The following is a 19,443-nucleotide window of genomic DNA, read 5'->3' on the forward strand; positions in this document are numbered from 1 at the left end:
CACGAAACAAGCAATACGCAATACGCAACACCGACGACAGTTCGAACAATCACAGGAGACATGCCATGCAACGAAAGATGCTCGATGCCGCCGCACGCTGCTTCGCCGGAGCCGCGCTCGCGACGGCTGCGTGCGCGGCGTCGGCCGGCACGCTGACGATCGCGACGCTGAACAACCCGGACATGATCGAGTTGAAGAAGCTGTCGCCGGCGTTCGAGAAGGCGAACCCGGACATCAAGCTGAACTGGGTGATCCTCGAGGAAAACGTGCTGCGCCAGCGCGCGACCACCGACATCACGACCGGCAGCGGCCAGTTCGACGTGATGGCGATCGGCACGTATGAAACGCCGCAGTGGGGCAAGCGCGGCTGGCTCGCGCCGATGACCGGGCTGCCCGCCGACTACGACCTGAACGACATCGTGAAGACCGCGCGCGACAGCCTGTCGTACAACGGCCAGCTGTATGCGCTGCCGTTCTACGTCGAAAGCTCGATGACGTTCTACCGCAAGGACCTGTTCGCGGCGAAGGGGCTGAAGATGCCCGACCAGCCGACCTACGACCAGATCGCCGAATTCGCGGACAAGCTCACCGACAAGTCGAAGGGTACCTACGGCATCTGCCTGCGCGGCAAGGCCGGGTGGGGCGAGAACATGGCGTACGTGTCGACGGTCGTGAACACGTTCGGCGGGCGCTGGTTTGACGAGAACTGGAACGCGCAGCTGACGTCGCCGGAATGGAAGAAGGCGATCAATTTCTACGTGAACCTGCTGAAGAAGGACGGCCCGCCGGGAGCGAGCTCGAACGGCTTCAACGAGAACCTGACCCTGACCGCATCGGGCAAGTGCGCGATGTGGATCGACGCGACGGTCGCGGCCGGGATGCTCTATAACAAACAGCAGTCTCAGGTCGCCGACAAGGTCGGCTTCGCGGCCGCGCCGGTTGCCGCCACGCCGAAGGGCTCGCACTGGCTGTGGGCGTGGGCACTGGCCGTGCCGAAGACGTCGAAGCAGCAAGATGCCGCGCGCAAGTTCATCGCGTGGGCGACGTCGAAGCAGTACATCGAGATGGTCGGCAAGGACGAAGGCTGGGCGTCGGTGCCGCCGGGTACGCGCGCGTCGACCTACCAGCGCCCCGAGTACAAGGCCGCCGCGCCGTTCTCGGACTTCGTGCTGAAGGCGATCGAGACGGCCGACCCGAACGATCCGTCGCTGAAGAAGGTGCCGTACACGGGCGTGCAGTACGTCGGGATTCCTGAATTCCAGTCGTTCGGCACGGTGGTCGGGCAGGCGATCGCGGGTGCGGTGGCCGGCCAGATGACGGTCGACCAGGCGCTCGCCGCCGGGCAGGCCGCCGCCGATCGCGCGGTGCGCCAGGCCGGCTACAAGAAGTAACGCGGCCCCCGCCGTGCGCGCCGCCGCGCACGGTGCACGTCGCCGAAGCAGACAGGGCGGGCGGCCATTCGCGCCCGCGCCTCAACCGGAGGGACTCCGATCATGCGTCATTTGCGTCTTCCCCTGAGCCACGCACCGTCGGTCGGCGATGCGTCGTCGCCGCCGGGCGCGCCGCGCCGCGCGCGCGGCGGCGCCAGCTGGCTGGTGTCACCGTCCGTCGCGGTGCTGCTGCTGTGGATGTCGATCCCGCTCGCGATGACGATCTGGTATTCGTTCTCGCGCTACAACCTGCTGAACCCGGACGTGAAGGGCTTCGCCGGGTTCGACAACTACCGCTTCCTCGCGACCGATCCGTCGTTCCTGCCCGCGATCTGGCACACGCTCGTGCTGATCGGCGCGGTGCTCGCGATCACCGTGGTCGGCGGCGTGCTGATGGCCGTGCTGTTCGACCGCAAGTTCTACGGGCAGGGCGTGGCGCGCCTGCTCGTGATCGCGCCGTTCTTCGTGATGCCAACGGTCGCCGCGTTGATCTGGAAGAACATGATCCTTCATCCGGTGTACGGGCTCGTCGCGAACGCGATGCGTGCGTTCGGGATGACGCCGATCGACTGGTTCGCCGACTACCCGCTCACCGCCGTGATCATCATCGTCGCCTGGCAGTGGCTGCCGTTCGCGTTCCTGATCCTGTTCACCGCGATCCAGTCGCTCGACCAGGAGCAGAAGGAAGCCGCGCGCATCGACGGCGCGGGCCCGATCGCGATGTTCTTCTACATCACGCTGCCGCACCTGAAGCGCGCGATCGCCGTGGTCGTGATGATGGAGACGATCTTCCTGCTGTCGATCTTCGCGGAGATCTACACGACGACGGGCGGCGGCCCCGGCAACGCGACGACCAACCTGTCGTACCTGATCTATGCGCTTGGCCTGCAGCAGTTCGACGTCGGCCTCGCATCCGCGGGCGGGATCATCGCCGTCGTGGTTGCGAACGTCGTGTCGTTCTTCCTGGTGCGGATGCTCGCGCGCAACCTGAAGGGAGAGTACGAGAAATGAGCGACCTGACCTTCGAAGGCCGGCGCGCGCCGGCCCCGTTCGACCGCGTGCGGCGCGCGCTGCCCGGCACGCTCGCGTGGCTGCTGGCGCTGCTGCTGTTCTTTCCGATCTTCTGGATGGCGATCACCGCATTCAAGACCGAGCAGCAGGCGTATGCGTCGACGCTGTTCTTCATGCCGACGCTCGACAGCTTCCGCGAGGTGTTCGCGCGCAGCAACTACTTCGCGTTCGCGTGGAATTCGGTGCTGATTTCGGCCGGCGTCACGGTGATCTCGCTGCTGTTCGCGGTGCCGGCGGCTTACGCGATGGCGTTCTTCCCGAACCACCGCACGCAGAAGGTGCTGCTGTGGATGCTGTCGACGAAGATGATGCCGTCGGTCGGCGTGCTCGTGCCGATCTACCTGCTGTGGAAGAACGCGGGGCTGCTCGATACCGTGTCGGGCCTGGTGATCGTCTACACGCTGATCAACCTGCCGATCGCGGTGTGGATGACCTTCACATACTTCAACGAAATCCCGAAGGACATCCTCGAAGCGGGCCGCATCGACGGTGCGTCGACGTGGCAGGAGATCGTCTACCTGCTGATGCCGATGGCGCTGCCGGGTCTCGCGTCCACCTCGCTCCTGCTCGTGATCCTGTCGTGGAACGAGGCGTTCTGGAGCATCAACCTGTCGAGCTCGAACGCCGCGCCGCTGACCGTGTTCATCGCGTCGTACTCGAGTCCGGAGGGGCTGTTCTGGGCGAAGCTGTCCGCAGCTTCGTTGCTGGCCGTCGCGCCGATCCTGATCGTCGGCTGGCTGTCGCAGAAGCAGCTCGTGCGCGGGCTCACGTTCGGGGCGGTCAAATGAGCGCGGCCGGCGAAGGCATGGGTGGAAAAGGCGCGGTCGGCCACGGGATGAACGTGTTGATCTGCGATTGCGACGGCGTGCTGATCGACAGCGAGGCCGTCGCCGCCGACGTGATCGTGCGCGAGCTGGACGCGCGCTGGCCGGGCGTCGACGCGCGGCCGGCCGTGATGCCGCTGCTCGGGCTGCGCATCGAGCGCGTGCTGGCCGGCGCGAGCGAGGCGGTCGGCCGCACGCTGACGGCGGGCGACGTCGATGCGATCCGCCGCGCGGTCGAGGCGGCGGCCGTCAACGCGCCGATGGTCGACGGCATCGATGCGGCACTCGCCGCGATCGGTCTGACGACGGCATGCGCGAGCAACAGCTACCGCGCATACGTCGAGGCGGCGCTCACCCGCACTGGCCTCGCGCGCTTCTTCGGCGACCGGCTGTTCTGCGCGGACGCCGTCGCCAGGCCGAAGCCCGCGCCCGACGTGTATCTCGCGGCCGCACACGCGCTCGGCGCGGTGCCCGCGCAATGCCTCGTCGTCGAGGACAGCGTGACCGGCATCACCGCGGCCGCCGCGGCCGGCATGACCGTGCTCGGCTTCATCGGCGGCGGGCATGCGTCGGCCGCGCAGATCGACGCGCTGCGCGGGATCGGCGCGCGTCACGTATTCGACGACATGCACGAACTGCCCGGCTACGTCGCGCGCTGGCAGGCGACCGGTGCCGTGCTGCCGAACTAACCTGGCAAGATTGCGCGCCGCGTCGAACGCGGCGCATCACGAACGAACGGAGACAGATCATGGCAAGCGTGCTCCTGCGCAACATCGCGAAGCGCTACGACGACACCGAAGTGCTGCGCAACGTGAACCTCGACATCGCCGACGGCGAATTCGTCGTGTTCGTCGGGCCGAGCGGCTGCGGCAAATCCACGCTGATGCGGATGATCGCCGGCCTCGAGGACATCTCGAGCGGCGATCTGCTGATCGACGGCGCGAAGGTCAACGACGTGCCGAGCGCGAAGCGCGGCATCGCGATGGTGTTCCAGTCGTATGCGCTGTACCCGCACATGACGCTGTACGACAACATGGCGTTCGGCCTGAAGCTCGCCGGCGCGAAGAAGCCCGAGATCGACCAGGCGGTGAAGCAGGCCGCGAAGATCCTGCACATCGATCACCTGCTCGACCGCAAGCCGAAGCAGCTGTCGGGCGGCCAGCGACAGCGCGTCGCGATCGGCCGCGCGATCACGCGCAAGCCGAAGGTGTTCCTGTTCGACGAGCCGTTGTCGAACCTCGACGCGGCGCTGCGCGTGAAGATGCGACTGGAATTCGCGCGGCTGCACGACGAGCTGAAGACGACGATGATCTACGTGACGCACGACCAGGTCGAGGCGATGACGCTCGCCGACAAGATCGTCGTGCTGTCGGGCGGCGCGGTGCAGCAGGTCGGCACGCCGAACGCGCTGTATCACGCGCCGGCGAACCTGTTCGTCGCGGGCTTCATCGGCTCGCCGAAGATGAACTTCCTGAAGGGCACCGTCGAGTCGGTCGATGCGACCGACGTGCTCGTGCGTTTCGACAGCGGCGAGACGCAACGCGTCGCGGTCGATGCGGCGGGGCTGCAGCGCGGTGCGGCGGTGACTGTCGGCGTGCGGCCCGAGCACCTTCTGGTGGGCACGGCAGCCGCGGGCGTTGCCGCGCGGACGATGGCCGTCGAGTCGCTCGGCGATGCCGCGTATCTGTATGCGGAGTCGGCGGTCGCGCCCGACGGCCTGATCGCGCGGATTCCGCCGCTCGACACGTATCGCACCGGCGAGGCGCTGCACGTGCACGCGCAGGCCGAGCACTGCCATCTGTTCGACGAACACGGGCAGGCGTTGCGCCGGCTGAGCGCGCACGCGAAGGCGGCGTGACGGCCGGCCTCGGTCAGAGGTGCAGGTGCGCGGCCATGTAATCGACGAATGCGCGCAGCTTCGGCGTCGGATGGCGGCCTGACGGCCACAGCGCGTAGAACGGCGTGCGGCTCGCGACGTGTTCGTCGAGCACCGCGCGCAGCGCGCCGTCGTCAAACCGCGCATGAAGAATTCGGGCAGGCACGCGTTTCCGGCGCCGCGCGCGGCCTGAACGTTCGACCGCGGCGTCAGTCCGCCTTCGCGTCGAGCGCGGCGCGCGCGCAGGTCTCGTCGGTGACGAGCCCCGACAGCCAGCCGCCGCGCAACGCGGCGATCACGGCGTCGCGCTTCTTCGGGCCGCCGGCGAACGCGATCGTCGGGCGCTTCGGCGGCGTGTCGAGCGCGACGCTCGTGACGCGCGCGCTGGTCGACACGTCGACCAGCTTGCCCTGCGCATCGATCGGCACGCCGAGCAGTTCGGCCACCGCGCCGCGCGCGGTCATCTCGTCGCGTTCCTGTTCGGTGATGAAGCCGTCCTCGTAGAGCGGGCAGTGCGGGCCGATGTTGCCGATCCCGACGAACGCGACGTCGGCCTGCGCCGACAGCGCGTCGACGATCCGGTACAGCCGGTGATTGCACCATTGCGCGCGCTCGGCGTCGCTGTCGGCGAACAGCGGCGCGGGCAGCAGGAAGTGCTTGCCGCCGGTTTTTTCGGAAATGTACTGCGCGACGTCGTAGCGGTTCGACGAACCGTCGGCCGCGATCGCGCCGACCATCGACACGAGCCGGTGCTGCGGCCGCTCGATCTGCGCGATCTGCGCGACCACGGCCTTCAGCGTCCGGCCGCTGCTGACGGCGATCACCATCGGTCGCGTCTCGTTCAGGTAGCGCTCCATCACCTGCGCGCCGGCGACTGCGAGCTTGCGGTCGATCGCTTCCGGCGCGTCGGCATCGACGGGCACGACTTCGCACATCGCGAGCCCGTAGCGCTTCGACAGCTGCGCGCCGAGGTCGAGACAGTCGGCGAGCTGATGATCGACGCGCACGCGGATCAGATTTTTCTCGACCGCGAACGCGACGAGGCGCTGCGCGACCGGGCGCGACACCTGCAGCTTCTCGGCGATTTCGTTCTGCGTGTCGCCCGCGACGTAGTAGAGCCACGCGGCACGCGTGGCGAGATCGAGTTTTTCTGAGGACTTGGACACGATAGCGGTTCGGTTCGGATCTGGGCCGGCCGTCGGGCGGCGCAACGGGCATCCACTGTAACGCATGCCGGGTGCGCGGCCGACGGCCGCTGCGCGTCGCCGCTTACGCGAGCCGCGCGCGCGACGGTTCGTAAAGCGGGCGCACGTGGCGATACAGCGCGCGGAACGAGTCGAGGCGCTCGCGCAGCAGCGTATGACGGCCGGCATCGGGCGCGTATTCGGCGCGCACCGGCGGCTTGGTCAGCACGGCATGCGGATCGCCGCCGACGGCGAGCCAGCCCAGGCGTGCGGCGCCGAGCGCTGCACCGGTTTCACCGCCACCATGCTGGCACGTGCGCACGTTCAGTGCGTCGGCGATCAGCTGTGCCCAGAACGCGCTGCGCGCGCCGCCGCCGATCAGCGACAGACGGTCGGTTTCGACGCCGGCCGCATGCAGCGCGTCGAGGCCGTCCGCGAGGCCGAGCGTCACGCCTTCGAGCACCGCGTAGCCGAGGTGCGCGCGTTCGGTCGCATGCGTCATCCCGAAGAACACGCCCTGCGCATAAGGATCGTTGTGCGGCGTGCGTTCGCCGGACAGGTAGGGCAGGAACAGCGGCGCCGTCGCGAGCGCGTCGGCGTCGAGCGCCTCGATTTCGGCGAGCAGCGCCGGCTCGTCCGTGCCCGTCAGCTTGCAGACCCAGCGCAGGCAGCTCGCGGCCGACAGCACGACGCTCATCAGTTGCCAGCGATCGGGAATCGCGTGGCAGAACGCATGCACGGCCGATGCGGAGTTCGGCATGAAGCGGTCGCCGACCACGCTCAGCACGCCCGACGTGCCGAGCGACACGAAGCCGTCGCCCGCGTGGATCGCGCCGATGCCGAGCGCGCTGGTCGCGTTGTCGCCGCCGCCGCCTGCCACCACGACGGCCTCCGACAGCCCAAGCTCGCGCGCGAGATCTGCGCGCAGCGTGCCGGACGGCGCGTTGCCTTCCACGATGCGCGGCATCTGCCCGCGCGTCATGTCGCACGCGGCGAGCAGCGCGTCGGACCAATCGCGGCGCGCGACGTCGAGCCACAGCGTGCCGGCCGCGTCGGACGGGTCGGACACCTTCGCGCCGGTCAGACGGAAACGCAGGTAGTCCTTCGGCATCAGCACGCACGCGGTCGCCGCGAACACGTCGGGCTCGTGCTTCGCGACCCACAGCAGTTTCGGCGCGGTGAAGCCGGGCATCGCCAGGTTGCCGGCCAGTGCATGCAGATCGGGGGCGCGTTCGGTGAGCAGCGCGCATTCGTCGGCGCTGCGCATATCGTTCCACAGGATCGCGGGGCGCAGCACGCGGTCATCGCGGCCGAGCAGCACCGCGCCGTGCATCTGGCCCGACAGGCCGATCCCGCGCACCTGCGCGAATGCCTGCGGATGCCGTTCGCGCAGCGCCGCGAGCGCGGCGAGCGTGCCTCGCCACCAGTCCTCCGGATGCTGTTCCGCCCAGCGCGGGTGCGGCCGCGACACGCTGAACGGCGTGCCCGCGGTGCCGACCACCGTACCGTCCGGGGCAAGCAGCAGCACCTTCACTTCCGAGGTGCCGAGGTCGATGCCGAGATACATGAGCGATCCGTTCCGTCAGTGGGGAGCCGCTACTTTAGCCGCACGCATGCGCACCTGCCAACGCAGGTTCGCCCGGATGCGCGGCCGCGGGCCGTCCCGCTTCAGCGCTGCGCGAGCCATGCGTCGACGCGGGCGAGCCCGGCGCGCAGCGCTTCGAACAGTGCCGCGTTGCCGGCGAGCGAGCCCCACAGCGCGCGGCTTGCGCACAGCGCGACGACCGGGTCGTCGGCTTCGACGATCGCGCGCGCGGCGCCGTCGTCCATCACGCCGTCCTGGTACGCATACGGCAGCAAGCCTCGCGCCCAGCGTTCGAGAAAGCGCAGGAACAGCGCCGGCAACACGGCGGTGGCGACCGGCGCCGCGCCGCGTGCGAGCGATTCGACGAACGTCGGCGCGATGAAGCCGGGAATCTTCGAGAAGCCGTCGGCCGCGACGCGCTGGTTCGTGTCGAGCACGTACGGGTTGCCGAAGCGTTCGAGCACGACGTCGCGGTAGCGTTCGAGATCGAGCGGGCTCGGGCTGAGACACGGGATCACGTCCTGCGTCACGTAGTCGTGCGCGAACCGGCGGATCGCCGCGTCGTGCGTGCCCTCGTGGATGTACGTGTAGCCCGCGAGCGTGCCGGCCCACGCGATGCAACTGTGCGTCGCGTTGAGGATGCGGATCTTCGCTTCCTCGTACGGGTGCACGTCGTCCACCAGCTCCGCGCCGGCCAGCTCCCAGCGCGGCCGGCCGGCCGCGAAGCGGTCCTCGATCACCCACTGGATGAACGATTCGCCCATCACCGGGCATGCGTCGTCGACGCCGGTGGCCGCGCGCACGCGCTCGCGCACGTCGGCGGTCGGGCGCGGCGTGATGCGGTCGACCATCGCGCTCGGCGTCGCGACGTGCGCATCGAACCACGCGAGCAGGCCGTCCTCGCCGCGCCGTTCGAGGAATTCGCGCATGCCCGCGCGAAAGCGCGCGCCGTTGTTGCGCAGGTTGTCGCAGCTCTGCAGCGTGAGCGGGCCCGCGCCGCGCTTCACGCGCTCGGCAAGCAGCGCCGCGAGCGCGCCGTACAGCGTCGTGCGCGCGCCCTGCAGGTCGGCCGCGAGATCGGCGTTCGCGAGGTCGAGCCGGTTGTGTTCGTCGAGGTAGTAGCCGCCTTCGGTCACGGTGAACGACACGATCCGGCATGCCGGGTCGGCGCCGGCGTCGATCAGCGCGGCGAGGTCGATCGACCACGGCAGCACGCGCGAGATCGCGCGGACCGTCTCGTATGCGCGCTCGCCCTGCGGCGTGACGGTTTCGAGCGTGTACGCGCCGTGCTGCGCGGCGAGCGCGTCCATCGTCGCGCGCATGTCGTCGCGGATGTTGCCGACGGTCAGCGACCAGCGTTCGTCGGCCGGCACGGCCGCGTTCACGCGATGCAGATACCACGCCTGGTGCGCGCGGTGGAAAGAGCCCGCGCCAATGTGCAGCAGCACGGGCGCGCGGGCGGAGGACGATTCGCTCATCCGGTGTCTCCTGTTCGTGCCAGTCTTTCCTGTTGAATACGATCATTTGCTCTTTGTGTGAGCGAATGATCGTATTCGGGCGAACGAAAGTCAAGGCGGGACACGGCATTTCGATGGTGCGCTGCGGCGGCGCGCGCGGCGCGAAAGGGGGAGCGGTATCAGCGGCCTTCGCGTGTGAGCGCGACGAGTTCGTCGAGCAGCTTGCCGGCCGGCCCCGGCAGGATCCCGTGGCGGCGCCGGAACGCGGTGAGCGTGCGCACCGCGACGACCTCGCGCACCGGCAGCGTGTCGATCGTGCCGGCGCGCTGTTCGGCGCCGTACATCGGTTCGGCCATCCAGCTCAGGAAGCCCGCATGCGCGACGAGGCTCTTCAGCGTCGTGACCGAGCGTGTTTCGACCGCGATGTCGGGAAGGGCAAGCCCGTGCGCGTCGAAGGTTGCGCGCATGTGGTCGAACGGCGCGGTGCCGCGCGGCGGAATCGCCCAGCGCGCGTGCAGCGTGTCGGCGAGCGTCGGCGCGCGGCCGAGCGCGCGCAGCGGATGGTGCGGCGCCGCAACGATATGGCTGCGATCTTCCCAGCGGCACTCGGGAATCGCGACGATCTCGTCGGTGTCGGGCCCGTGCGCGGACAGCGCGAGATCGATCTCATGCTTGTTCAGCCCTTCCGCGAGCCGATCCCACACGCCTTCGAGAATCTCGACACGCAGGTTCGGCCAGCGGTCGAGCACGCGGCCGACCGCGACCGGCAGCACGAGGCTCGCGATGCTGCCCACCGCGCCGACCTTGATCGTGCCCTTCGCGAAGCCGCGCATCGCGTCGAGCTCCTCGCGCGCATGCTCGGCCTCGTGCTGCAGCAGCGTCGCGTGCGGCAGCAGCGCCTCGCCGAACGCCGTCAGCTGCACGCCTTTCGAATGGCGCTCGAACAGCGGCGCGCCGACCTGATCCTCGAGCCGCTTCAGGATCCGGCTCAGCGCCGGCTGGGTCACGTGCAGCGCGTCGGCCGCGCGGCCGAGGCTGCCGCACGCGACGATGGTCGTGAATGCGCGCAATTGCCGGAGATCGAAAGTCATGCCGAACCGTAATGGCTTTTCGCAAAAAATACAGTATCCGTGAATGGCTCGCGCTTCGATACTGTGGAAACCGCCAAGCCACCGAGGAGACGCCCGAGCATGTCCGGCACCCCGTCCCATTCCGCCGCACCGGCCGCCCCGATCACCGTCCGCGATGCCGTCATCGACCTGTTTCGCCAGTTCGGCATCGATTGCGTGTTCGGCAATCCTGGCTCGACCGAGCTGCCGATGTTTCGCGATTTCCCCGCCGATTTCCGCTACGTGCTCGGCTTGCAGGAGGCCGTCGTGGTCGGGATGGCGGACGGTCATGCGCAGGCCACCGGCAACGCGGCGGTCGTCAACCTGCATTCGGCGGCCGGCGTCGGCAACGCGATGGGCAACCTGTTCACCGCGTTCAGGAACCGCACGCCGCTGGTCGTCACCGCGGGCCAGCAGGCACGCGCGATCCTGCCGTTCGATCCGTTTCTCGGTGCGACGCAGGCCGCCGAGCTGCCGAAGCCGTACGTGAAATGGAGCATCGAGCCCGCGCGTGCGCAGGACGTGCCGGCCGCGATCGCGCGGGCGTACCGGATCGCGATGCAGGAGCCGCGCGGGCCGGTGTTCGTGTCGATCCCGGTCGACGACTGGGACCAACCGGCCGAGCTGCTGCCGCGCCGTGACGTGAGCAGCGTCGTGCGGCCCGATCCCGATGCGCTCGCGCGGCTCGGCGACGCGCTCGATGCCGCGCGGCGTCCCGCGCTGGTGGTCGGCGCGGCCGTCGATCGGGCCGGTGCGTGGGACGACGTCGTGCGGCTCGCCGAGCGGCACCGGGTCAGCGTGTACGTCGCGCCGATGTCGGGGCGCTGCAGCTTTCCCGAGGATCATCCGCTGTTCGCCGGCTTCCTGCCCGCGATCCGCGAGAAGATCGTCGCGCGGCTCGACGGGCACGACCTCGTGTTCGCGTTCGGCGCGCCCGCGTTCACCTATCACATCGAGGGCTGCGGCCCGCACATGCCACCGGGCGCCAAGCTCGTGCAGCTCGTCGACGATCCAGGCATCGCCGCATGGACGCCGTCGGGCGACGCGGTCGTCGGCAACCTGCGGCTCGCGGCACGCGATCTGCTGGCCCGGCCGGCGCCGCGCGAGCGGCCGATGCCCGCGCCGCGGCCGATGCGCCCGCGCGCCGAAGCGCCGGCCGCCGGCGAACGGATGTCGGTGGCATTCGCGCTGCAGACGCTCGACGACGTGCGCGACGCACACGACATCGTCGTCGAGGAAGCGCCGAGCGCGCGGCCGGTGATGCAGGCGCACCTGCCGTTCACGCGCAGCGGCACGTTCTACACGATGGACAGCGGCGGGCTCGGCTACGGGATGCCGGCCGCGGTTGGCGTCGCGCTCGCGCGGCCGGGACGGCGCGTGATCGGGCTGATCGGCGACGGGTCGAGCCTCTATTCGATCCAGGCATTGTGGAGCGCCGCGCAGCTGAAGCTACCGATCACGTTCGTGATCCTGAATAATCGGCGCTATGCGGCGCTGCAGGATTTCGCGCCGGTGTTCGGCTTCGGTCCTGACGATCCGGTGCAGGGCACCGATCTGCCCGACCTGGATTTCGTCGCGCTCGCGCAAGGGATGGGGTGCCGCGGCATCCGCGTCGCCGATGCCGCTCGCCTGCACGAAACGCTGACCGACGCGCTGCGGGCCGATACGCCGGTCGTCGTCGACGTCGAAGTTGCCTGACGCGCGTTGCGCGTCCTTCCGGAGAATCCATGCAAACCGTATCGATGCTGATCGGCGGCGAACGCCGCCAGTCGTCCAGCGGCGCGACCTTCGTGCGCCGTAACCCGCTCGACGGCGAAGTCGCGTCGGTCGCGCCCGCGGGCACGGTCGACGATGCGCGCGCGGCGGCCGACGCAGCCGCTCGCGCGTTTCCTGAATGGGCCGCGCTCGGCCCCGGCGCGCGCCGCGCGCTGCTGCTGAAGGCTGCCGCCGCGCTCGAGGCGAAGCACGAGCAGTTCGTCGCCGCGATGGCGGCGGAAACCGGCGCGTCGGCGCTGTGGGCAGGCTTCAACGTGCACCTTGCCGCGAGCGGGCTCGTCGAGGCCGCGTCGCTGACCACGCAGACCGGCGGCGAGCTGATCCCGTCCGACGTGCCCGGCTCGCTGGCGATGGGCGTGCGGCAGCCGGCCGGCGTGGTGCTCGGCATCGCACCGTGGAACGCGCCGGTGATCCTCGCGGCCCGTGCGCTCGCGCTGCCGCTCGCTTGCGGCAACACGGTCGTGCTGAAGGGCTCCGAGCTGTGCCCCGTCACGCACGGGCTGATCGTCGAGGCGCTGCAGGAGGCCGGGCTGCCGCCGGGCGTCGTCAACTTCGTGACGAACGCGCCCGACGACGCGGGTGCCGTCGTCGATGCGCTGATCGCACATCCGGCCGTGCGCCGCGTGAATTTCACCGGCTCGACGCGCGTCGGGCGAATCGTCGCCGAAGCGTGCGCGCGTCATCTGAAACCGTCGGTGCTCGAACTCGGCGGCAAGGCGCCGTTCGTCGTGCTCGACGATGCGGATCTCGATGCGGCGGTCGCGGCGGCGGCATTCGGCGCATTCGCGAATTCCGGACAGATCTGCATGTCGACCGAGCGGATCGTCGTCGATGCGTCGATCGCCGACGCATTCGTCGCGAAGCTCGCCGCCAAGGCCGCGTCGCTGCTGCTTGGCGATCCGCGCCAAGGGCAGGTCGTGCTCGGTTCGCTGATCGACATGAAGGCCGTCGAGCGCTGCAACGCGCTGATCGACGATGCGCTCGCGCACGGCGCGACGCTGCTGTGCGGCGGCAAGTCGGACAGCACGCTGTTCCCGGCGACGCTGCTCGATCACGTGACGCCCGCGATGCGGATCTACGCGGAGGAGTCGTTCGGGCCGGTGAAGGGCATCGTGCGGGTCGACGGCGAGGCGGCCGCGATCCGCTGCGCGAACGACAACGCGTTCGGGCTGGCTTCGGCCGTGTTCAGCCGCGACGTCGCCCGCGCGATGCGGGTCGCGGCGCGCATCGAATCGGGCATCTGCCACGTGAACGGCCCGACCGTGCACGACGAGGCGCAAATGCCGTTCGGCGGCGTGAAGGACAGCGGCTTCGGCCACTTCGGCGGCAAGGCCGGCATTGCCGCGTTCACGGACCTGCGCTGGATCACCGTGCAGACCGCGCCGCGCCAGTATCCATTCTGAGAGGCCGCCGACGATGAAGATTGCGATTCTCGGTGCCGGTGCGATGGGCTCGCTGTTCGGGGCGCTGCTGGCGGAGCACGGCGAGGCCGTCACGCTGATCGACGTGAACGATGCGCATCTCGATGCGATCCGTCGCGACGGGCTGCGCATCGACGACGATCGCGGCGAACGCCACATCCGCGCGCTGCAGGCCGTCCGGCCAGAAACGGCGAATGCGCAGGCAAGTGCATCGCCCGACATACCGTTCGATCTGCTGATCGTTTTCACGAAATCGCTGCACACGCGTGCGGCGCTCGAAGGCGTGCGCGCATTACTGACCTCACGTACGTACGTGCTGACGCTGCAGAACGGCCTCGGCAACGTCGAGACGCTGAACGCGTTCGTGCCGCTCGAACGGATTCTGGTCGGCGTCACGACGTGGCCGGCCGACTTCGCCGGCGCCGGACACGTGCGCTCGCACGGTGCCGGCGCGATCCGCATGATGACGGCCGACGGCGCGGCGCGCCCGTTCGCGGCGGCAGTGGCCGACGCGCTGTCGCGTGCCGGGCTCGCGTGTTCGCTCGATGCCGACGTGTGGGCCGCGATCTGGGAGAAGGTCGCGTTCAACGCGGCGCTCAACACGCTGTGTGCGGCGACGGGCTGCACGGTCGACCAGCTCCGCCGTGAACCTGACGGCCCACGGCTCGCGCTCGCGATCGCGGCGGAGACGGCCGCCGTCGCGCGCGCGAAAGGCATCGCGGTGGACGGCGAACGCATCGCGCGCAACGTCGAGCATGCGATCCACGCGCATCGCGGCCATCGACCGTCGATGCTGCAGGACGTGCTCGCGGGCCGCCGCACCGAGATCGACGCGATCAGCGGCAAGGTCGTCGCGGCCGCGCGCGAGACGGGTATCGCGGTGCCGCATACCGATACGCTGCTCGCACTCGTCAGGCTGATCGACGCGCGGCGCGACTGAGCATCACGCCGGCGGCGGGCTTGCGCCGCATGACGATACGGCCGCGCCGCATGCAGCCGATGTCGCCGGATCGGGTTGGATTGGACAAGACGCGGGGGCGGCGCCGATGCACGGACGCCGACCGACCCTGCAGCACGAGATCCGGGCACGCGCAAGCGCCAGCCCGGGCAACTGGAGACGCCATGAAAGTCATCGAATGCCGTTGCCTCGCCGCGCGCCGTGCGCGCCCCTTGCCGCCGACGCGTGGCGCACGGGAGGTCGCATGAGCATGCGCGACGGATTGAAGCCGCCCCCGGTCGACATCGGCGCGACGCTTGACGACGGACCGTTCACGACGATGCAGCGTTGCGTGGTGCTGCTCGCCGCGCTTGCGATCGTGCTCGACGGCTTCGACGGGCAGTTGATCGGTTTCGCGATTCCGGTGCTGATCCGCGAATGGGGGATCACGCGCGGCGCGTTCGCGCCGGCGGTGGCCGCCGGGCTGATCGGGATGGGCATCGGCAGCGCGTGCGCGGGCATCGTCGCGGACCGTTTCGGGCGCCGCCAGGCCGTGATCGGCAGCGTGTTCCTGTTCGGCATCGCGACCTGCGCGATCGGCTTCGCGCCGGATGTCGCGACGATCGCGATGTTGCGCTTCTGCGCGGGGCTCGGGATCGGCGGCGCGCTGCCGACGGCCACGACGATGACGGCCGAATACACGCCTGCGCGGCGCCGCACGATGATGGTGACGGCGACGATCGTCTGCGTGCCGCTTGGCGGCATGCTGGCCGGGCTGTTCGCACACGAGGTGCTGCCGCGCTATGGCTGGCGCGGGCTGTTCTTCGCCGGCGGCGCGCTGCCGCTCGTGCTCGGCTTCGTGCTCGTGCGTGCGTTGCCTGAATCGCCGCGCTTCCTGGCACGCCGCCCCGCGCGCTGGCCGGAACTCGGCGCGCTGCTCGCGCGCATGCAGCGGCCGGTCGCGCCCGACGCCACGTTCACCGATCTGCGTGATGCGCGCGCGCCCGGCGCACGAGGCGGGTTCGGCGCGCTGTTCGCCACCGGCCAGGCGCGCGACACGATCGCGCTGTGGTGCGCGTTCTTCATGTGCCTGCTCGCCGTGTATGCGGCGTTCAGCTGGCTGCCGACGATGCTGGCCGCGAGCGGGCTGAGCGTGTCGGTCGCGGGCTCCGGGCTCACCGCGTACAACCTTGGCGGCGTGATCGGCGCGCTGCTGTGCGCATGGGCGATCACGCATGCGGGTTCGCGCTGGCCGCTCGCGCTCTGCAGCATCGGCGGCGCGGCGAGCGCGGTGTGGCTGATGGGGGTCGATGCGGGGCGCCACACGGGCTGGCTGATCGTCGGGCTCGGTCTGCACGGGCTGTTCGTCAACGCGGTGCAGTCGACGATGTATGCGCTGTGCGCGTACATCTACCCGACGGCGGTTCGCGCGACCGGCACCGCGAGCGCGCTCGCATTCGGCCGGCTTGGCGCGATCCTCAGCGCGTTCGCGGGCGCGATGGTGATCACCGCAGGCGGTGCGACGGCGTACCTGACGATGCTGGCCGCCGCGATGAGTGTGGTGTGCGTTGCGCTGCTCGCGATGCGGCGGCACATTCCGCGGCTCACGCGCGAACGCGCGTTGCCGCGCGAAGGGGAGGAACTGGCCCGCACGTCGTCGTGACGCGCGGGCGCATGACGCACGCGTACGTTACAGCGTGGTGCGTACGTGCCAGAGCTCGGGGAACAGCACGACGTCGAGCATCTTGCGCAGGTACGGCGCGCCGCTCGTGCCGCCGGTGCCCTGCTTGAAGCCGATGATGCGCTCGACGGTCGTCACGTGACGGAAGCGCCACTGGCGGAACGCGTCCTCGAGATCGACGAGTTCCTCGGCCATCTCGTAGAGCTCCCAGTGCTGCTGCGGGTGACGGTAGACTTCGAGCCACGCAGCCTCGACGGTCTCGTCGTGCCGCATCGGCTGCGTCCAGTCGCGCTCGAGCCGCTCGGGTGCGATCGGGAAACCGCGCCGCGCGAGCAGGCGCACGACCTCGTCATAGAACGACGGCGCCTCAAGCGTCGCGCGCACCTGTTCGAGGATGTCGGGCCGGTGCGCATGCGGCTGCAGCATCTGCACGTTCTTGTTGCCGAGCAGGAATTCGAGCTGCCGGTACTGATACGACTGGAAGCCCGACGACTGGCCGAGGTACGGCCGCATCGCCGAATACTCGGACGGCGTCATCGTCGACAGCACGTTCCACGCCTGCACGAGTTGCTCGAGAATGCGCGACACGCGCGCGAGCATCTTGAATGCGGGCGGCAGCGCATCGCCACGCACCGCGTCGAGCGCGCCGCGCAATTCGAACAGCGCGAGCTTCATCCACAGCTCGCTCGTCTGATGCTGGATGATGAACAGCATCTCGTTGTGATCGGGCGACAGCGGATGCTGCGCGTCGAGGATCGAATTCAGCGACAGGTAGTCGCCGTAGCTCATCGACTTCGAAAAATCGAGCTGCGCGTTGTGCCAGCCGGCATCGCCCGAGGCATCGCCCGGCACGTGCGGTGCTTCGTGTGCCGGTTGGGCCGTGCGCGCGCCCGAGAACGGGCAGCCCGCCGGCGCATCGTCGCCGGGTGGCTGCATGTGACCAGAATTCACGACTCTCTCCAGAATTGAATGACGGGGGCGCGGCGCGCAATCCGCATGGAACCGCGGCGCGCGCCGGGCAAAAAGCCGATCAGGTCACCGCGCCGCGCTCGGCGAACTCGGGTGCCTTCCACGCATCGGTGGCCAGGATGTCGCGCAGCGTCTCGACGGCATCCCACACGTCGACGAAGCGCGTATAGAGCGGCGTGAAGCCGAAGCGCAGCACGTACGGCTCGCGGTAGTCGCCGATCACGCCGCGCGCGATCAGCGCCTGCATCACCTCGTAGCCGTGCGGATGCTCGAAGCTCGCCTGCGAGCCGCGCTGGTGATGCGCGCGCGGCGTGACGAGCTTCAGCGACAGGCCCGCGCAGCGTGCCTCGACGAGTGCGATGAACGCATCGGTCAGCGCGAGCGACTTGCGGCGGATCGCGTGCATGTCGGTCTGCAGGAACACGTCGAGCCCGCATTCGACCATCGACATCGACACGATCGGCTGCGTGCCGCACAGGAAGCGCGCGATGCCCGGATCGGGCGCGAAGCCCGGCTGCATCGCGAACGGCGCACGGTGGCCCCACCAGCCCGACAGCGGCTGCGAGAAGTGCGCGTGATGACGGTGTGGCACCCACACGAACGCCGGCGAACCGGGGCCGCCGTTCAGGTACTTGTACGTGCAGCCGACCGCGCCGTCCGCATGCGCGCCGTTCAGGTCGACCGGCACCGCGCCGGCCGAATGCGCGAGATCCCACAGCATCAGCGCGCCCGCGTCGTGCGCGAGCTGCGTGACGGCCGGCATGTCGTGCATGTAGCCGGTGCGGTAGTTCACGTGCGTGATCATCGCGACGGCCGTGTCCGCGCCGAGCGCGCCGGGCAGGTCCGCCGGATCGTCGATCAGGCGCAGCTCATAGCCGCCGCCGAGCTGTTCGATCAGCCCTTGCGCGATGTACAGGTCGGTCGGGAAGTTCGAGCGCTCCGACACGATCACGCGGCGTTCCGGCGCGCGCTCAGCCTGATGGCGCAGCATCGCCGACAGCAGCTTGAACAGGTTGATCGAGATGGTGTCGGTCACGACGGTCTCGCCGGGGGCGCCGCCGATCAGCGTCGCGAGCTTGTCGCCGAGGCGGCGCGGCAGCGCGAACCAGCCGGCGGTGTTCCAGCTGCGGATCAGACCTTCGCCCCATTCGGCGCCGATCACCTGTTGCGCGCGGGCGGCCGACGCGCGCGGCTGCGCGCCGAGCGAGTTGCCGTCGAGATAGATCACGCCGTCGGGCAGCGCGAACTGGTCGCGCAGCAGGGCGAGCGGGTCGTCGCGGTCGAGGGCGAGCGCGTCTTCACGGGTCTTGATCATGATGTCGGGTCAGTGGTTCTCGGGTCAGTGGTTCGGTGAATCAGGAGGATCGGCCGGGCAGCGCGCGCAGCACCGCACGCACGGGGCTCGCGTCGAGCGTCGCGAACTTCAGCGGCAGCGCGATCAGTTCGTAGTCGCCGGGCGGCACGTCGTCGAGCACGATCCCTTCGAGGATCGCCATCCGGTGCGCGCGCACGCGGTGATGCGCATCCATGGTCTTCGATTCCTGCGGGTCGAGCGACGGCGTGTCGATGCCGATCAGCTTCACGCCGCGCGCGGCGAGCAGGTCGACGGTTTCGGGCGCGACCGCGCAGAAGCCGCTGTCCCATTGCTCGACGCTGGCACGCGCATAGGTGCGCAGCAGCACGCGCGGTGGCACGCCGTCCAGCGCGGCCTCGATGTCGGCCGGGCGCACGACCGGCGAGGCGCCGATGCAGTGGATCACGCGGCACGGGCCGAGATAGGTGTCGAGCGGCACCGCGCCGATCGGCGCGCCGTCGGCGTCATAGTGGAGCGGCGCGTCGCAGTGCGCGCCCGTGTGCGGCGACAGCGTCAGGCGCGCTACGTTGACCGGCGAGCCGGCCTCCATCCGCCAGACGCGTTCGACGGAAACCGCCGTGTCGCCCGGCCATACGGGGGTGGAGGGGCTGACGGGCGGCGAGATGTCCCAGAGTGTGTCCATGGCATGACGAATCGGTGAATCGATGCTTCGAATGATAGGCGGACGCTCGCAGAAAGTGCTTGCGAAATAAACATGGACAATCCGCCGGATTGGCAGATAATTCGACTCAGAGGGAAAACGGGGACC

The 19,443-nt window shown here is 69.5% G+C and carries 16 protein-coding genes and 1 pseudogene; 9 read left to right on the forward strand and 8 right to left on the reverse strand.

Features of this window, described 5'->3' with window-relative positions; all coding sequences use genetic code 11:
- The first annotated feature begins 65 nt into the window (after positions 1-65).
- The 5 genes from LGM71_RS21025 to LGM71_RS21045 all read left to right on the forward strand — a co-directional run bounded on the left by LGM71_RS21025 (position 66) and on the right by LGM71_RS21045 (position 5,183).
- Positions 66-1,391 carry an ABC transporter substrate-binding protein gene (locus tag LGM71_RS21025; RefSeq protein ID WP_124621435.1) on the forward strand — a complete coding sequence of 442 codons (1,326 nt, stop codon included), beginning with the start codon at positions 66-68 and terminating at the stop codon, positions 1,389-1,391.
- A gap of 102 nt (positions 1,392-1,493) precedes the next feature.
- Positions 1,494-2,441, forward strand: a complete 948-nt coding sequence (locus tag LGM71_RS21030) for a carbohydrate ABC transporter permease (protein WP_059607960.1) — start codon at positions 1,494-1,496, stop codon at positions 2,439-2,441.
- On the forward strand, positions 2,438-3,289 hold the full coding sequence (locus LGM71_RS21035) for a carbohydrate ABC transporter permease (protein WP_151051482.1): 852 nt from the start codon (positions 2,438-2,440) through the stop codon (positions 3,287-3,289). The genes LGM71_RS21030 and LGM71_RS21035 overlap by 4 nt, the downstream gene beginning before the upstream one ends.
- Positions 3,286-4,014, forward strand: coding sequence for an HAD family hydrolase (locus LGM71_RS21040; RefSeq protein WP_124900984.1), 729 nt, complete (start codon positions 3,286-3,288; stop codon positions 4,012-4,014). Before LGM71_RS21035 ends, LGM71_RS21040 begins: the two co-directional genes overlap by 4 nt.
- A 59-nt stretch (positions 4,015-4,073) precedes the next feature.
- Positions 4,074-5,183 carry an ABC transporter ATP-binding protein gene (locus tag LGM71_RS21045; protein WP_226116259.1) on the forward strand — a complete coding sequence of 370 codons (1,110 nt, stop codon included), beginning with the start codon at positions 4,074-4,076 and terminating at the stop codon, positions 5,181-5,183.
- A 13-nt stretch (positions 5,184-5,196) separates the two neighbouring features.
- Here the strand turns inward: LGM71_RS21045 and LGM71_RS21050 are convergent.
- From LGM71_RS21050 to LGM71_RS21070, 5 genes and pseudogenes are all read right to left on the reverse strand, one after another.
- Positions 5,197-5,390, reverse strand: a pseudogene (locus LGM71_RS21050) (LysR substrate-binding domain-containing protein); the annotation flags it as partial.
- Between the two features lie 20 nt (positions 5,391-5,410).
- Positions 5,411-6,367, reverse strand: a complete 957-nt coding sequence (locus LGM71_RS21055; RefSeq protein ID WP_059607967.1) for a sugar-binding transcriptional regulator — start codon at positions 6,365-6,367, stop codon at positions 5,411-5,413.
- Between the two features lie 103 nt (positions 6,368-6,470).
- Positions 6,471-7,952 (reverse strand): xylulokinase, encoded by a 1,482-nt coding sequence (xylB, locus tag LGM71_RS21060; protein WP_175817676.1) that lies wholly within the window; start codon positions 7,950-7,952, stop codon positions 6,471-6,473.
- Positions 7,953-8,053: 101 nt separating this feature from the next.
- Complete coding sequence (gene dalD, locus LGM71_RS21065; RefSeq protein WP_226116263.1) at positions 8,054-9,448, reverse strand: D-arabinitol 4-dehydrogenase; 1,395 nt, start codon at positions 9,446-9,448, stop codon at positions 8,054-8,056.
- 158 nt (positions 9,449-9,606) lie between these two features.
- Positions 9,607-10,518 carry a LysR family transcriptional regulator gene (locus LGM71_RS21070; RefSeq protein ID WP_059607970.1) on the reverse strand — a complete coding sequence of 304 codons (912 nt, stop codon included), beginning with the start codon at positions 10,516-10,518 and terminating at the stop codon, positions 9,607-9,609.
- 99 nt (positions 10,519-10,617) lie between these two features.
- Here LGM71_RS21070 and mdlC point away from each other — a divergent pair, with 99 nt between their 5' ends.
- The 4 genes from mdlC (at position 10,618) to LGM71_RS21090 (ending at position 16,333) form a co-directional block, all read left to right on the forward strand.
- Complete coding sequence (gene mdlC, locus LGM71_RS21075; RefSeq protein ID WP_226116264.1) at positions 10,618-12,234, forward strand: benzoylformate decarboxylase; 1,617 nt, start codon at positions 10,618-10,620, stop codon at positions 12,232-12,234.
- A 29-nt stretch (positions 12,235-12,263) separates the two neighbouring features.
- A complete protein-coding gene (locus tag LGM71_RS21080) occupies positions 12,264-13,715 on the forward strand; it encodes an aldehyde dehydrogenase family protein (protein WP_226116266.1) in 1,452 nt (483 codons plus the stop codon).
- 13 nt (positions 13,716-13,728) lie between these two features.
- Positions 13,729-14,673, forward strand: a complete 945-nt coding sequence (locus tag LGM71_RS21085) for a ketopantoate reductase family protein (protein WP_226116268.1) — start codon at positions 13,729-13,731, stop codon at positions 14,671-14,673.
- 262 nt (positions 14,674-14,935) lie between these two features.
- Complete coding sequence (locus LGM71_RS21090; protein WP_226116271.1) at positions 14,936-16,333, forward strand: MFS transporter; 1,398 nt, start codon at positions 14,936-14,938, stop codon at positions 16,331-16,333.
- Between the two features lie 27 nt (positions 16,334-16,360).
- On the opposite strand, the gene kynA is transcribed toward LGM71_RS21090, so the two are convergent.
- The 3 genes from kynA to kynB form a co-directional block, all read right to left on the reverse strand.
- Entirely contained in the window at positions 16,361-17,287 is a 927-nt protein-coding gene (gene kynA / locus LGM71_RS21095) for a tryptophan 2,3-dioxygenase (RefSeq protein WP_059607974.1), read from the reverse strand.
- 94 nt (positions 17,288-17,381) lie between these two features.
- The gene (gene kynU, locus LGM71_RS21100; RefSeq protein ID WP_264160568.1) at positions 17,382-18,635 is read right to left on the reverse strand and encodes a kynureninase; all 1,254 of its coding nucleotides are present in this window, start codon (positions 18,633-18,635) and stop codon (positions 17,382-17,384) included.
- 40 nt (positions 18,636-18,675) lie between these two features.
- Complete coding sequence (gene kynB, locus LGM71_RS21105) at positions 18,676-19,317, reverse strand: arylformamidase (protein WP_124621458.1); 642 nt, start codon at positions 19,315-19,317, stop codon at positions 18,676-18,678.
- Positions 19,318-19,443: the final 126 nt, after the last annotated feature.

The sequence above is a fragment of the Burkholderia sp. AU33545 genome (genome assembly GCF_020419685.1).
Taxonomy (GTDB): domain Bacteria; phylum Pseudomonadota; class Gammaproteobacteria; order Burkholderiales; family Burkholderiaceae; genus Burkholderia; species Burkholderia diffusa.

Bases quoted from the DNA above. Each gene is read 5' to 3' on its own strand.
- LGM71_RS21025 (WP_124621435.1), top strand. From the start codon at position 66: ATGCAACGAAAGATGCTCGATGCCGCCGCACGCTGCTTCGCCGGAGCC.
- LGM71_RS21030 (WP_059607960.1), top strand. From the start codon at position 1,494: ATGCGTCATTTGCGTCTTCCCCTGAGCCACGCACCGTCGGTCGGCGAT.
- LGM71_RS21035 (WP_151051482.1), top strand. From the start codon at position 2,438: ATGAGCGACCTGACCTTCGAAGGCCGGCGCGCGCCGGCCCCGTTCGAC.
- LGM71_RS21040 (WP_124900984.1), top strand. From the start codon at position 3,286: ATGAGCGCGGCCGGCGAAGGCATGGGTGGAAAAGGCGCGGTCGGCCAC.
- LGM71_RS21045 (WP_226116259.1), top strand. From the start codon at position 4,074: ATGGCAAGCGTGCTCCTGCGCAACATCGCGAAGCGCTACGACGACACC.
- xylB (WP_175817676.1), bottom strand. From the start codon at position 7,952: ATGTATCTCGGCATCGACCTCGGCACCTCGGAAGTGAAGGTGCTGCTG.
- dalD (WP_226116263.1), bottom strand. From the start codon at position 9,448: ATGAGCGAATCGTCCTCCGCCCGCGCGCCCGTGCTGCTGCACATTGGC.
- LGM71_RS21070 (WP_059607970.1), bottom strand. From the start codon at position 10,518: ATGACTTTCGATCTCCGGCAATTGCGCGCATTCACGACCATCGTCGCG.
- mdlC (WP_226116264.1), top strand. From the start codon at position 10,618: ATGTCCGGCACCCCGTCCCATTCCGCCGCACCGGCCGCCCCGATCACC.
- LGM71_RS21080 (WP_226116266.1), top strand. From the start codon at position 12,264: ATGCAAACCGTATCGATGCTGATCGGCGGCGAACGCCGCCAGTCGTCC.
- LGM71_RS21085 (WP_226116268.1), top strand. From the start codon at position 13,729: ATGAAGATTGCGATTCTCGGTGCCGGTGCGATGGGCTCGCTGTTCGGG.
- LGM71_RS21090 (WP_226116271.1), top strand. From the start codon at position 14,936: ATGAGCATGCGCGACGGATTGAAGCCGCCCCCGGTCGACATCGGCGCG.
- kynA (WP_059607974.1), bottom strand. From the start codon at position 17,287: ATGCAGCCACCCGGCGACGATGCGCCGGCGGGCTGCCCGTTCTCGGGC.
- kynU (WP_264160568.1), bottom strand. From the start codon at position 18,635: ATGATCAAGACCCGTGAAGACGCGCTCGCCCTCGACCGCGACGACCCG.
- kynB (WP_124621458.1), bottom strand. From the start codon at position 19,317: ATGGACACACTCTGGGACATCTCGCCGCCCGTCAGCCCCTCCACCCCC.